This window comes from Streptomyces sp. NPDC021562 (assembly GCF_040640875.1).
In the GTDB taxonomy this organism is placed as follows: Bacteria; Actinomycetota; Actinomycetes; order Streptomycetales; family Streptomycetaceae; genus Streptomyces.
The window spans coordinates 244,204-257,150 of record NZ_JBFACN010000008.1; the positions used below are offsets into that span (position 1 = coordinate 244,204).

13 protein-coding genes are annotated in these 12,947 nt (G+C 72.6%); 2 read left to right on the forward strand and 11 right to left on the reverse strand.

Annotated features, from left to right (window positions below; translation table 11 throughout):
• Window positions 1-403: 403 nt before the first annotated feature.
• Window positions 404-1,354, reverse strand: coding sequence for a 2-hydroxyacid dehydrogenase (locus AB0G52_RS15180; protein ID WP_361336740.1), 951 nt, complete (start codon window positions 1,352-1,354; stop codon window positions 404-406).
• Window positions 1,355-1,429: 75 nt separating this feature from the next.
• On the opposite strand from AB0G52_RS15180, the gene AB0G52_RS15185 reads away from it, so the two are divergent.
• Together AB0G52_RS15185 and AB0G52_RS15190 are read left to right on the forward strand one after the other, a co-directional pair.
• Window positions 1,430-2,428, forward strand: coding sequence for an aldo/keto reductase (locus AB0G52_RS15185; protein WP_132889737.1), 999 nt, complete (start codon window positions 1,430-1,432; stop codon window positions 2,426-2,428).
• Between the two features lie 82 nt (window positions 2,429-2,510).
• A complete protein-coding gene (locus tag AB0G52_RS15190; protein WP_361336742.1) occupies window positions 2,511-3,668 on the forward strand; it encodes a PQQ-dependent sugar dehydrogenase in 1,158 nt (385 codons plus the stop codon).
• 10 nt (window positions 3,669-3,678) lie between these two features.
• On the opposite strand, the gene AB0G52_RS15195 is transcribed toward AB0G52_RS15190, so the two are convergent.
• The 10 genes from AB0G52_RS15195 to gatC form a co-directional block, all read right to left on the reverse strand.
• On the reverse strand, window positions 3,679-3,924 hold the full coding sequence (locus tag AB0G52_RS15195) for a DUF6191 domain-containing protein (RefSeq protein WP_361336744.1): 246 nt from the start codon (window positions 3,922-3,924) through the stop codon (window positions 3,679-3,681).
• 21 nt (window positions 3,925-3,945) lie between these two features.
• Window positions 3,946-6,981, reverse strand: coding sequence for an AAA family ATPase (locus AB0G52_RS15200; RefSeq protein WP_361336746.1), 3,036 nt, complete (start codon window positions 6,979-6,981; stop codon window positions 3,946-3,948).
• A gap of 161 nt (window positions 6,982-7,142) precedes the next feature.
• Window positions 7,143-7,334, reverse strand: a complete 192-nt coding sequence (locus AB0G52_RS15205; RefSeq protein ID WP_361336748.1) for a hypothetical protein — start codon at window positions 7,332-7,334, stop codon at window positions 7,143-7,145.
• Between the two features lie 198 nt (window positions 7,335-7,532).
• Window positions 7,533-8,147, reverse strand: coding sequence for a hypothetical protein (locus AB0G52_RS15210; RefSeq protein ID WP_361336750.1), 615 nt, complete (start codon window positions 8,145-8,147; stop codon window positions 7,533-7,535).
• 35 nt (window positions 8,148-8,182) lie between these two features.
• Window positions 8,183-8,755: a GNAT family protein gene (locus AB0G52_RS15215; RefSeq protein ID WP_132889731.1), complete on the reverse strand. Its 573-nt coding sequence runs from the start codon at window positions 8,753-8,755 to the stop codon at window positions 8,183-8,185.
• 54 nt (window positions 8,756-8,809) lie between these two features.
• On the reverse strand, window positions 8,810-9,172 hold the full coding sequence (locus AB0G52_RS15220; RefSeq protein ID WP_361336752.1) for a hypothetical protein: 363 nt from the start codon (window positions 9,170-9,172) through the stop codon (window positions 8,810-8,812).
• 149 nt (window positions 9,173-9,321) lie between these two features.
• Entirely contained in the window at window positions 9,322-10,836 is a 1,515-nt protein-coding gene (gatB, locus tag AB0G52_RS15225; RefSeq protein ID WP_132889729.1) for an Asp-tRNA(Asn)/Glu-tRNA(Gln) amidotransferase subunit GatB, read from the reverse strand.
• A 15-nt stretch (window positions 10,837-10,851) separates the two neighbouring features.
• A complete protein-coding gene (locus AB0G52_RS15230; protein ID WP_046726919.1) occupies window positions 10,852-11,094 on the reverse strand; it encodes a hypothetical protein in 243 nt (80 codons plus the stop codon).
• Window positions 11,091-12,584: an Asp-tRNA(Asn)/Glu-tRNA(Gln) amidotransferase subunit GatA gene (gene gatA / locus AB0G52_RS15235; protein ID WP_361336755.1), complete on the reverse strand. Its 1,494-nt coding sequence runs from the start codon at window positions 12,582-12,584 to the stop codon at window positions 11,091-11,093. The genes AB0G52_RS15230 and gatA overlap by 4 nt, the downstream gene beginning before the upstream one ends.
• A gap of 6 nt (window positions 12,585-12,590) precedes the next feature.
• The gene (gene gatC / locus AB0G52_RS15240; RefSeq protein ID WP_007384860.1) at window positions 12,591-12,887 is read right to left on the reverse strand and encodes an Asp-tRNA(Asn)/Glu-tRNA(Gln) amidotransferase subunit GatC; all 297 of its coding nucleotides are present in this window, start codon (window positions 12,885-12,887) and stop codon (window positions 12,591-12,593) included.
• Window positions 12,888-12,947: the final 60 nt, after the last annotated feature.

Below are 12,947 nucleotides of genomic sequence, written 5' to 3' on the forward strand. Positions count from 1 at the left end.
CCCGGCCCGCGCCGGTCCCGGGTGCCTCGGGACCCGGTGCGCTGGATGGGGGTGCCGCCCGCGTCCGCTGTGCGTGTGCTGGTGATGGCTGGTGTGGTGGCTGGTGTGGTGGCCGCGTCTGCGCGCAGCTGTGCGCCAGGGTCGCCGCCGGCGGCTCCGCCGCGTCGGATCGTTCGTCCATAGGCCGTGCATCGCCCGTCGCCCCCCTCACAAATCTGACATGTCCGTCCCCGGCGCCGAACGGCTCACGGCGCAGCCCCTGTCGGGACGATACACCAGTCTCGTCACTCAGGGACATAGCTTCTCTACGCTCCGTGACGAGCAGCGACTATGCCCGCACGCACCGCGCCCGGGAGGTCGCGGACCGTGCCGGAAGCGGATCGCGGGCGTGCTGCCGCGCGGGTCAGCCGGCGGCGGAGCCCGTCGTGAGGATCACGTTGCGCAGCGGCTCGCGGTTCACGAAGCGGTTCAGCTGCTCGGTGACGAGTCGCTTGGCGCGGGGCAGGAAAGCCGAGGTGGGGCCGCCGACATGAGGGCTGATCAGCACACCGGGCGCCTGCCACAGGGGGTGTCCGGCCGGCAGCGGCTCGGGATCGGTGACGTCCAGGGCCGCGGTGACACGGCCGCTCTCCAGTTCGGCGAGCAGGGCCTTGGTGTCCACGACGGGCCCGCGCGCGACGTTCACGAGGAGTGCGCCGTTCTTCATCCGGGCGAGGAACTCGGCGTCGACGAGGCCGCGTGTGGTGTCCGTGAGGGGCGTGGAAAGGATGACGACATCGGCTTCCGGAAGCAGATTCGGCAGTTCGGTGAGCGGATGCACGGGACCGCGCGCCGATGCGCGCCCGGAGCGCGCGACACGCGCCACCCGCGCAACCTCGAAGGGCACGAGCCGGCCCTCGATGGCCTCGCCGATGGCGCCGTAGCCGACGATGAGGACGTTGCGGTCGGCGAGGGCGGGGTGGAAGCCGCTCTGCCAGTGTTCCTGCTGCTGGGCCCGGACGAAGCCCGGGATGCCGCGCAGCGACGCCAGCGTCAGGGCGAGCGCCAGTTCGGCGGTGCTCGCCTCGTGCACCCCGCGCGCGTTGCACAACTGGACGCCGGGGACGATGAGGTCCTGCGCGGCGATCATGTCGTCGACGCCGGCGGTGAGGGTCTGGATGAGCCGGACGTTGCGCATCCCCTGAAGCGGCCGCACCTTCACCGGCTGCCGCTTCATGTAGGGGACGACGTAGACGGCGCAGTCGGCGGGGTCACCGGGAAACTCCTGGCCACCGTCCCAGAACAGGTAGTCGAGCCCTTCGGGCAGTTCGGTGAACTCGTCCGGCGGGATGGGCAGCCATGCGTCTTGGGTCATGGTCAGGAGGCTATGTCAGGGGCGTGCGCGCGCAGAGGTTAGGTTGGGGGGTCCAAGAAGGAGGTTCACGGGCTGGTGGAGCGCAGGACGATCGGCGCGGGGGCGCTCGCGGTGGGGGCCGTCGGACTCGGGTGCATGCCGATGAGCTGGGCGTACAGCGGTTCGCGACAGCGGGGCGACGAGTCGGCGAGAGCGGTGCACCGGGCGCTGGACCTGGGCGTGACGCTGCTGGACACCGCGGACATGTACGGGCCGTTCACCAATGAGCTGCTGCTGGGACGGGTGCTCAGGGAGCGGCGGGCCGAGGCCTTCGTGTCGACCAAGGTGGGGCTGCTGGTGGGCGACCAGCACATCGTGGCGAACGGCCGGCCCGGGTACGTGAAGCGGGCCTGCGACGCCTCGCTGCGGCGGCTCCAGACGGACGTCATAGACCTCTACCAGTTGCACCGCGCCGATCCCGAGGTCCCCGTCGAGGAGACCTGGGGCGCGATGGCGGAACTGGTGCAGGCGGGGAAGGTGCGTGCGCTGGGGTTGTGCGCCGTGGGGGCGCGCGGGGGGCGCAGGTCGGGGGCGCGGATGCACGACGCCACGTTGCGGCAGCTTCGGCGGGTGCAGCAGGTGTTTCCGGTGACCGCGGTGCAGGCGGAGCTGTCGGTGTGGTCGCCGGAGGCGCTGGAGGCGTTGCTGCCGTGGTGCGCGGCGCGGGGCGTCGGATTCCTCGCCGCGATGCCGCTGGGCAACGGTTTCCTCACCGGGACGCTCAGGCCGGGTGAGGGGTTCGAACCGGACGACCTGCGGGCCCGGCACCCCCGGTTCACGGCGGAGATGATGGCGGCGAACCAGCCGATCGTCGCGGGACTGCGCAGGGTCGCGGGGCGGTACGGGGGTGAGGTCACCGCCGCTCAGGTGGCGCTGGCGTGGGTACTGGCGCAGGGGGCACACGTGGTACCGGTGCCGGGGACGAAGCGGGGGCGGTGGGTGGCCGAGAACGCCGGGGCCGTGGAGGTGCGGCTGAGTGCGGAGGACCTTGCCGAGCTGGGGCGGTTGCCTGCGGCGCAGGGGTCGTGGGACTGAGTTCCCCGCGCCCCGTGCGGGGCGCTGCACTAACGTCGGGCAGAGGGCTGCCGGAAGGACCGTGATCGTGCAACGTCGAGGTGTGACCGCTGTGTTGGCCGCGGCCGGGGTACTGCTCGCCGGCGGGTGTTCCTCCGGGGGCGGCGGCGGTGGGGTGCCCACGGCGCCCTGGGCCGAGAGTGCGTCGGGCGGTGCGTCGGCCGGTGCGTCCGCCTCCGCGTCCGCCGAGGCCGTCGCGCCCGCCACGGGGTCGGTCAGGGTGGTGCGGACCGTCGCCCAGGGGCTGAAGTCGCCCTGGGGGCTCGCGGTGTTGCCGGACGGCGGCGGGCTGCTGGTCTCCGACCGGGACGACGGGACGATCAGCAAGGTCGACGAGAGGACCGGGAAGATCACGGAGCTGGGCACGGTGTCGGGCGTGGCCGCCGCCGGTGAGGGCGGCCTGCTCGGTATCGCCCTCTCCCCCGGATTCGCCTCGGACCACATGATCTACGCCTACTTCACCTCGGCCTCCGACAACCGGATCGTGCGGATGCTGTGGGACGCGAACAAGCCGGCGGGAGAGCAGCTGGGCGCCCCCGACACGATCTTCAAGGGCATCCCCAAGGGGTTCATCCACAACGGCGGCCGGATCGCCTTCGGCCCCGACGGCATGCTCTACGCCGGCACCGGCGAGAGCGGGCGGCGCGGTCTCGCCCAGGACAAGGGGTCACTGGGCGGGAAGATCCTGCGGCTGACCCCGGAGGGCGATCCGGCCCCCGGCAACCCGTTCCCGAACTCGCCCGTCTACACCTACGGCCACCGCAACGTGCAGGGTCTGGCCTGGGACGACAAGCAGCGGCTGTTCGCCTCGGAGTTCGGCCAGGACACCTGGGACGAGCTGAACGCCGTCAAGCCCGGCGGAAACTACGGCTGGCCGAACGCGGAGGGCAGGTCGGGCGACCCGAAGTACGTGAACCCGATCGCCCAGTGGCACACCGACGACGCCTCCCCCAGCGGGATCGCCTACGTGCACGGGGTCATCTGGATGGCGGCCCTGAAGGGGCAGCGGCTGTGGCGTGTCCCGCTCCGCGGCACGACCGCGGCCGCCGCGCCGCAGGCCTTCCTCACCGGCGAGTACGGCCGGCTGCGGACGGTGGTGGCGGCGGGCGGCGACAAGGTGTGGCTGGTGACCAGCAACACGGACGGACGGGGCAGGCCGAAGGCGGGCGACGACCGGATCCTCGAGCTGGAGGTGAAGTAGGCGGCGCCGCTCACGCCCTGTCGTCGCCGGAGGCGTCACCTGAGGCGTCACCCGGGGCGCCACCGGGGTCTTCGGCGGGCTCCGCCTCGGGCTCCTCCTGGGGAAGGCGTATGACGACCTTGCCGGACGCGAGGTCTATCGGACCGCGTCCGGGATCCGTGTCCCCCACGTCCTCCCGGGTGAGTTCCAGCCGTTTCTGCTCGTCGTGGGTGTGCTTGCGGCCGGGTGCGAAGAGCTCGTCGAACATGTTGAACACGGTGCCTCCTGTGCCGGTCCCCTACCTGGTCGGGCCGAGGGCCTCGACGGGGAACAACCCCAGTCGGTGGGCCACCGCCGCTGCCTCGCCCCTCCCTGCGACGCCCAGCTTGCCCAGAATGTTCGAGACGTGGACGCTCGCGGTCTTCGGGGATATGAACAGCTCCTCGGCGATCTGACGGTTGGTGCGGCCGGCCGAGACCAGGCGCAGTACGTCCCGCTCCCGGCTGGTGAGACCGAGGCTCTCGGCGGGGTCGAGGGCCCGGCCGGGGGTCTTTCCGGTGAGGGTGAGACGGGCGCGCTGGGCGAGCAGGGCGACGGCGTCCGCCAGCGGACGGGCGCCCAGGTGCGCGGCGACCGCACCGGCCAGGCGGAGCAGTTCCCGGGCCCGCTCGCGCTCCTCGTCACCGGCGGCCTGTTCGAGCAGCGCCTGGGCGAGCCGGCGGCGGACCCGGGCGAGGTCGTAGGGGCGGTCCAGCGTCTCGAAGTCGGTGACCACGTCCGACCAGAGGGCGGCGGTGTCGGTGCCGTGGACGCGGTGCAGTTCGGCGCGGGTCCAGCGCTCGTACGCCTGCCAGACGGGCGCGCCGGTGGCGAGCTTGCGGACCGCCTCGGCGAGCCGGTCGAGGACCTCTTTGCGGCCGTCGGCGGCCGCGGGCAGGGCGCGGGCGTCGGCCTCGGCGGTGGCGGCGGCCAGCAGCACGGACCAGCCGTAGCGCTGGGTGCCGGGCGGGAAGCCGCCCTCCAGGGCGCGGTGCAGTTCGGCGCGGGCGTCCAGGAGGCGGCCTTCCCCGGCGGCGACGCCGATGGTGACGCGGGCCACCGGCAGCCACTGCTCGGGCATGGGGTCATGGGTGCCGAGGTGGGCGCGGGCGACGGACAGCTGGCGGCCTGCCTCGGCGAGGTCGCCCCGGGCCAGGGCGAGATGGGCGAGGCGCAGGACGCTGGAGCCCCGGGGCTTCGCGCCGGCCGCGGAGCCGAGGGCCCCCGCCGCGGCCTCGGCGGCCTCCTCCCACTGCCCCAGTGTGTACAGGGAGTCCGAGAGGTTGTCCCAGATCCAGGCCTCCGGATCCAGCAGCCCGAACCTGCGGGTGAAGGCCAGGCCCTCGCGCAGCAGCGCCACCGCTTCCCGGGAACGGCCGACCGCCTCCAGTTCGGACGGCAGGTTCACATAGGCGCGGCCCGCGACATGCGCCACGCCTTCCTGGAGGGCGGCCTTCTTGACCCGGGCCATCTCCGTCAGCCCGGCCTCGACGTCGCCCGCGTCGACCATGAGGCCGCCGAGGGTGAGGCGGGCGTTGAGCTCGATCTCGCGGGCGCCCACCATCCGGGCGTACTCCACGGCCCGTTCCGCCGCGGCGAAGGCCTCCGGGCCCGGTTCGTGGAGCATGGACCAGGCGGCGACGTTGGCCAGCACGTCGGCGTGCACCTCGGAGGGCGGCAGGCCGCGCACCAGGTCCTGGGCGGTGCCGAGTTCCTGCCAGCCGTCGCCCCGTGCCAGGGCCTGGACGAGCCGGGAGCGCTGCACCCAGAACCACGCCGCGCGCAGCTGGTCGCCCTCCTCCTCCAGGATCCGCAGCGCCTTCTTGGTGATCTTCAGGGCGCGTTCCCGCTCACCGCAGAAACGGCCGGCGACCGCCGCCTCCGCCATCAGGTCGAGGTAGCGCAACGGGGTGGTGGCCGGGTCGCAGCCGCAGGGCGGGTAGACGTCGGTGTAGTCGACGGGGCGCAGGGCGGCGCGGATCTCCTCGGGGGCGGTGTCCCACAGCTCCATCGCCCTTTCCAGCAGCCTCAGTTGCTCGCTGTAGGCGTGCCTGCGGCGGGCCACGACGGAGGCGTCGAGGACGGCGGGCAGCGCCTTGGCGGGATCGTGGGCCTGGTACCAGTAGCTGGCGAGGCGGGTCACCCGGGCGTCGGCCGGCACCAGGGTGGGGTCGGCCTCCAGGGCTTCGGCGTAGCGCCGGTTGAGCCGCGAGCGTTCGCCGGGCAGCAGGTCGTCGGCGACGGCCTCACGGACCAGGGAGTGCCGGAAGCGGTAGCCGTCGCCGGCCGGGGTGGGGGTGAGGATGTTGGCGCCGACCGCGGCCCGCAGCGCCTCGATGAGGTCGTCCTCGGCGAGCCCGGCGACGGCCTCCAGCAGCCGGTACTCGACGGTGGAGCCGCCCTCGGCGACGACCCTCGCGACCCGCTGGGCGCTCTCCGGCAGTGCCTCGACGCGCACCAGGAGCAGGTCGCGCAGCGAGTCGGTGAGGCCGGTGCGGCAGCTCTCGGCGCCGGCGACGGCGAGTTCCTCGACGAAGAAGGCGTTGCCGTCGGAGCGGTCGAAGATCTCGTCGACCTGGGCCGGGTCGGGTTCAGCGGCCAGGATGCCGGCGATCTGGCGGCCGACCTCCTCGCGGGTGAAGCGGGCGAGTTCGAGGCGGTGGACGGTGCGCAGCCGGTCGAGTTCGGCGAGCAGGGGGCGCAGCGGGTGGCGGCGGTGGATGTCGTCGGAGCGGTAGGTGGCGAGGACGACGAGCCGGCCGGTGCGCAGGGTGCGCAGCAGGTAGGCGAGGAGGTGGCGGGTGGAGGCGTCGGACCAGTGCAGGTCTTCCAGGACAAGGACCACGGTGCGGTCGGCGGCGATCCGTTCCAGGAGGCGGGCGGCGAGTTCGAAGAGGCGGGCGGTGCCCTGTTCGTCGTGGCGGCTGGTGGTGGCCTCGCCGAGCTCGGGCAGCAGCCGGGCCAGTTCCTCCTCCTGGCCCGCGGCGGCCGCGGCCCACTCGTCGGGCAGGACGGCCCGCAGGGTGCGCAGCGCGCTGGAGAAGGGGGCGAACGGCAGCCCGTCGGCGCCGATCTCCACGCAGCCGCCGAGCGCCACGACCGCGCCCCTGCGGCAGGCGGCCGTGGCGAACTCCTCGACCAGCCGGGTCTTGCCGACGCCGGCCTCGCCGCCGAGCAGCAGCGCCTGCGGCTCGGCGGCCCCGGCGCGGGTGAGCGCCTCGTCGAGGGCCCCCAACTCGTCGCTGCGGCCTACGAACACGGGACTCACGGACCTGGTCTCCACGGGCCAGAGCATCGCACGGGGCGTGGAGGGGACGGCAACGGTTTTCCACAGCGCCAGTGCGCTCGTCGTATGAGCCGATGACGATGGGGGGTGCCGGCGGTCGACCCCCGTCCGGCCGCCGGCGGCTTCGCTCCCGGCCTGCGGGCGGGCGTCGCCGCCCGCCCGGGGCCCGGTCATGCCGTGCGTGGGAGCCGGCTCCCGCCGCGGCCGGCGGTATGGGACTCGGCCGGCTCCGCGGTGCCGCCGGCCGGCTCCGCGCGGCGGGCGGCGCGGCGGGAGCGGACGGCCGCGCGGACGAGGCGGGCGTCGGCGGCCTGCCGGCGCAGTTCGGCGGACCGGATCTGGTGGAGTTCGTACGCGAACATGGCGGTTCCCTTGGAAGAGGAGTCGGTGGGGCTTCGCTTTCTGCGATGGCTCCACCTTCGTCTCCCAGGGGGCTGCGCCACATCGGGAGAGTTCCGCATCTTCGGGCGGCCGCGGGGGCCTGGGTACGCGTAAGGGGCCTCAGGGCGTCCGTAAGGTGCTTACGGACGCCCTGAGGCCCCTGGTGAACTGCGCTTTCCTCAGCCGGTCGAGGGCAGGCCGAGCAGTGCGTCGGAGTACTTGAGGACCGCCAGGAGCAGACCGATGACGCCGAGCGCGACACCCGCCCAGGCGACCGACTTGATCCACGGCGCCTGCGCCCGGCCCGGCGCGCCGAAGGCGGGCCTGACGAGCACCACGACACCGGTGACCAGCGCGACCAGCGCGAACAGGCCGGCCCACAGCGCGGTGGTCTGCCACGCGTCGCCGTACACCTCCTTGACCTGCTTGGCGACGCTCGCGCTCGACGAGGTCTGTAGCTGGCCTATGAGGGTCTCGCGGGCCGCGGCGACCGTACCGATCCAGCCGCCCGTGAGGGAGACGAGGCCGAGCGCGACGGACACGACGGCCCCGGCGCCCTGGCCGACGCCGGATGGAGCCGGCTCCTCCTCGGCGAGGGCGGCCGGCTCCTCCTCGGTGAGCTCGTCGGACTCCTCCGCCTCCGGCTCGACGTCCGCCGCGGGGTCCTCGCTCCCGGTACCCGCAGGTGCCTCGGCCGGAGCCTTCGTGGTGTCCACCGCCGCCTCTTCCGTCGCCGTCTCGTCGTTCTTCGCCTCGGCGCCGGTCCCGGCCCCGTCCACTGTCTTCGTTCCCATACCTCGCACCGTACGGACGCTGTCTGAGAGGTCTCTTAATGATCGGGCTGTGCGGTACGCGCGCGTGCCGCACGCCACTCGGGGGCCAGCACCGACCAGACCTCGGTGTCCGTGCGCACGCCCCGGTGGGGGTGGTTCTCCCGCAGCACGCCGTCGCGGGTCATGCCCAGCCGCCGGGCCACGTTGATGCTCGCTTCGTTCGCCGGCGACGCGTGCCACTCCACACGGTGCATGCCGCGCCCGTCAAACGCCCAGTCCAGAAGGATCCGCATGCCCCGGGTGGCCAGACCACGCCCGGCGGCCGCGGGCTCCAGCCAGCAGCCGGCCTCGCAGACCCCCGTCGCCGTGTCCCAGGTCCGGAACAGCAGCCCGCCGACGAGCCTCCCGTCCAACCACACCCCGTGCAGGCTGCCGGCGTCGGCGGCCCGCTTGTCGGCGTAGGAGCGGAGGTAGGCGCGCGCGCCGTCCAGGTCCCGGATCACGTCGGCCAGGGCGATGTACCGTCCGATGGACTCACGTCCCCGGTCGATGTCCGCCAGCAGTTCCTCGGCGTGCCAGACCTCCAGGGGCCGCAGTTCGGCGCCGTCACCCAGCGATACCGCGTACATCCGGGCGTTGCTCCTTCTCTCCGGGGGAAGGTGGCCGCCTCCGCCGGGCAGCCCCTAGTCGAACTGGTCCCCGAGGGCCATCACCATGGTCCCCAGGATCATCAGCCACAGGGCCACGCGGGTGCGGCCCCGGGCCCCGAGCACCGACGCGAGCACGCAGACCACGGCGCCGGAGCCGTAGGCGGCCGGCACCAGGCCGGGCACCCCGCTCAGTCTCATCGAGGACGCGGTGACCCCCATCACGGCCAGCAGCACCCCGGTCACGGTGGCGATCCAGCGGGCCCGGCGGGCGTCCTCGACGACGTCCTCGTCGTCCGCCGCCCGGGCCTCCGGCTCCCGTCGGGCAGCCTTGTCCGGCCCCTCGCCGACGACCGGAGCGGGTGCGTTGTCTGCCGGTTCGCATGAGCTCCTACGCATCGCCTACCACTACGAAGATCACAAGGAGCCCGTTCACCGATGCCGGAAACCGGGAGGGCGGGCCGTCGGCCGCCGCGTCGGACGGGTACGGCCCCGCGGGCGCTGCCTGCGGGGCCGTACCGTGCGAACCAGGTGCTCGAACCGGGTGCTCAGCCCTCGCTGACGCCGAGCTGTTCCAGGATCAGTTCCTTCACGCGGGCCGCGTCGGCCTGACCGCGGGTCGCCTTCATGACCGCGCCCACCAGGGCACCGGCCGCGGCCACCTTGCCGCCGCGGATCTTGTCGGCGATGCCGGGGTTGCCGGCGATGGCCTCCTCGACGGCCTTGCCGAGCGCGCCCTCGTCCGACACGACCTTGAGGCCGCGCTTGTCCACGACCTCGTCCGGGGTGCCCTCGCCCGCGAGGACGCCCTCGATGACCTGGCGGGCCAGTTTGTCGTTGAGGTCGCCCTTGGAGACCAGCTCGGTGACCCGGGCGACCTGCGCCGGGGTGATCGCCAACTCGTCCAGCGAGGTGCCCGACTCGTTGGCGCTGCGCGCCAGTTCGCCCATCCACCACTTGCGGGCGGAGGCCGCGTCGGCACCGGCGTCGATGGTGGCGACGATCAGGTCCAGCGCACCGGCGTTGATGATCGCCTGCATCTCCACCGCGGAGACGCCCCACTCGGCGAGCAGCCGGTTGCGGCGGGCCAGCGGCATCTCCGGGAGCGCGGCGCGGATCTCCTCGACCCACTCGCGCGAGGGCGCCACGGGAACCAGGTCCGGCTCCGGGAAGTACCGGTAGTCCTCGGCCTCCTCCTTCACGCGACCCGAGGTCGTCGACCCGGTGTCCTCGTGGAAGTGCCGGGTCTCCTGGACGATCGTCCCGCCGCCGCTCAGCACGGCCGCGTGCCGCATGATCTCGAAACGGGCCGCACGCTCCACGGACCGCAGCGAGTTCACGTTCTTCGTCTCGGAGCGGGTGCCGAACTTCTCGGTGCCGTGCGGCCGCAGCGACAGGTTCACGTCGCAGCGCATCTGGCCCATCTCCATGCGGGCCTCGGACACGCCGAGCGCCCGGATGACCTCGCGCAGCTCACGGACGTACGCCCGCGCCACCTCGGGGGCACGCTCGCCCGCGCCCTCGATCGGCTTGGTGACGATCTCGATGAGCGGGATGCCGGCGCGGTTGTAGTCGAGCAGCGAGTGCGAGGCGCCGTGGATACGGCCCGTCGCGCCACCCACGTGGGTGGACTTGCCGGTGTCCTCCTCCATGTGGGCGCGCTCGATCTCCACGCGGAAGGTCTCGCCGTCCTCCAGCTGCACGTCGAGGTAGCCGTTGAAGGCGATCGGCTCGTCGTACTGGGAGGTCTGGAAGTTCTTCGGCATGTCCGGATAGAAGTAGTTCTTCCGGGCGAAACGGCACCACTCGGCGATCTCGCAGTTCAGCGCGAGACCGATCTTGATCGCGGACTCGACCCCGGTCGCGTTGACGACCGGGAGCGCGCCGGGCAGGCCGAGGCAGGTCGGGCAGGTCTGCGAGTTGGGCTCGGCGCCCAGCTCGGTCGAACAGCCGCAGAACATCTTGGTCCTGGTGCCGAGTTCGACATGGACCTCAAGGCCCATGACGGGGTCGTACGACGCCAGCGCGTCCTCGTACGACACCAGGTCGGTCGTGGTGGTCACGGTGAAACTTCCCTCTCAGCCCAGCAGGACGTCGTCGTCGCCCAGCCGCTTCAGCTCGCGGTAGAGGATCGCGAGGCCGGTCACGATCGCCACGGCGGAGACCGTGGCGTCGATCAGCCGGAGCGTGTCGTGCTCGGCGCGGGCCTTCTTGATCTGCTTGGCGACACTCACCGCGCCGAACGCGGTGGTGGCCATGGACAGGTACGTGCCGGACTTCGACTTCTTGAAGCCCTTGGCCTTCGACAGTGCGTTGCTCACAGCGACGGTGCCTCCTCTAGGAGCGGGTGCCCCCACCTTTCCACGAAGGCGGCCTCGACAGCGGCTCCGACCTTGTAAAGACGGTCGTCCTTGAGCGCCGGGGCGATGATCTGCAGGCCCACCGGGAGGTTGTCCTCCGGGGCGAGACCGCAGGGCAGCGACATCGCCGCGTTGCCCGCGAGGTTCGTCGGGATGGTGCACAGGTCGGCCAGGTACATCGCCATCGGGTCGTCGGCGCGCTCGCCGATCGCGAAGGCGGTGGTCGGCGTCGTGGGCGACACGATGACGTCCACTTGCCCGAAGGCCTTCTCGAAGTCGCGCGTGATGAGCGTGCGGACCTTCTGGGCGGAGCCGTAGTAGGCGTCGTAGTAGCCGCTCGACAGGGCGTAGGTGCCGAGCATGATGCGGCGCTTCACCTCGGGGCCGAAGCCGGCCTCACGGGTGAGGGAGGTGACCTCCTCGGCGGAGTGCGTGCCGTCGTCGCCGGTCCGCAGGCCGTAGCGCAGGCCGTCGAAGCGGGCGAGGTTGCTCGAACACTCGCTGGGCGCGATCAGGTAGTACGCGGAGAGCGCGAGGTCGAAGGACGGGCAGTCCAGCTCGACGATCTCGGCGCCCAGCTCCTTGAGGAGGGCGACGGACTCGTCGAAGCGCTGGATGACGCCGGCCTGGTAGCCCTCGCCGCGGAACTGCTTGACGACACCGACGCGCATGCCCTCGACGCTGCCGTTGCGGGCGGCCTCGACGACCGGCGGGACCGGGGCGTCGATGGAGGTGGAGTCGAGCGGGTCGTGCCCGGCGATGACCTCGTGCAGGAGCGCCGCGTCCAGGACCGTACGGGCGCACGGGCCGCCCTGGTCCAGGGAGCTGGAGAAGGCGACCATGCCGTACCGCGACACCGCGCCGTACGTCGGCTTCACGCCGACCGTGCCGGTGACGGCGGCCGGCTGGCGGATGGAGCCGCCGGTGTCGGTGCCGATGGCGAGCGGGGCCTGGAAGGAGGCGAGGGCCGCGGACGAACCGCCACCCGAGCCACCGGGGATCTTCGTCAGGTCCCAGGGGTTGCCGGTCGGGCCGTACGCGCTGTTCTCGGTGCTGGACCCCATGGCGAACTCGTCCATGTTGGTCTTGCCGAGGATGACGACGTCGGCGGCCTTGAGACGCTTGGTGAGGGTGGCGTCGTACGGCGGGATCCACCCCTCCAGGATCTTCGAGCCGACGGTGGTCGGGATGCCCTCGGTGGTGAAGATGTCCTTGAGCGCGAGCGGGACGCCGGCCAGCGGGCCGAGCCGCTCGCCGCGGGCCTTCTTCTCGTCGACGGCACGGGCCTGCGCCAGGGCGCCCTCGCGGTCGACGTGCAGGAAGGCGTGCACCTTCTCGTCGACGGCCTCGATGCGGGCGAGGTGGGCCTCGGTGACCTGCACGGCGGTGAGTTCGCCGGAGGCGATCTTCGCGGCGGTCTCGGCGGCCGTGAGCTTGATGATGTCCGTCATGGCTGTCTAGTCCTCCCCCAGGATCTGCGGCACCTTGAAACGCTGCTGCTCCTGGGCCGGGGCGCCGGAGAGCGCCTGCTCGGGGGTGAGCGAGGGACGGACCTCGTCCGCGCGCATGACGTTCGTCAGGGGCAGCGGGTGCGAGGTCGGCGGTACGTCTTGGTCGGCGACCTCGCTGACGCGGGCGACCGCGCCGATGATGTCGTCCAGCTGTCCCGCGAAGTGTTCGAGCTCTTCGGGCTTCAGCTCCAGACGCGCCAGCCGGGCGAGGTGGGCGACCTCCTCGCGCGTGATGCCAGGCATGCAGCGTTCCTCTGGGGTGAGTGTGTGCGGTTTGGAGCCAATCCTATGGGGCGGGGCCCG

Bases quoted from the DNA above. Each gene is read 5' to 3' on its own strand.
- AB0G52_RS15180 (WP_361336740.1), bottom strand. From the start codon at position 1,354: ATGACCCAAGACGCATGGCTGCCCATCCCGCCGGACGAGTTCACCGAA.
- AB0G52_RS15200 (WP_361336746.1), bottom strand. From the start codon at position 6,981: ATGCTCTGGCCCGTGGAGACCAGGTCCGTGAGTCCCGTGTTCGTAGGC.
- AB0G52_RS15205 (WP_361336748.1), bottom strand. From the start codon at position 7,334: ATGTTCGCGTACGAACTCCACCAGATCCGGTCCGCCGAACTGCGCCGG.
- AB0G52_RS15210 (WP_361336750.1), bottom strand. From the start codon at position 8,147: ATGGGAACGAAGACAGTGGACGGGGCCGGGACCGGCGCCGAGGCGAAG.
- AB0G52_RS15215 (WP_132889731.1), bottom strand. From the start codon at position 8,755: ATGTACGCGGTATCGCTGGGTGACGGCGCCGAACTGCGGCCCCTGGAG.
- AB0G52_RS15220 (WP_361336752.1), bottom strand. From the start codon at position 9,172: ATGCGTAGGAGCTCATGCGAACCGGCAGACAACGCACCCGCTCCGGTC.
- gatA (WP_361336755.1), bottom strand. From the start codon at position 12,584: ATGACGGACATCATCAAGCTCACGGCCGCCGAGACCGCCGCGAAGATC.
- gatC (WP_007384860.1), bottom strand. From the start codon at position 12,887: ATGCCTGGCATCACGCGCGAGGAGGTCGCCCACCTCGCCCGGCTGGCG.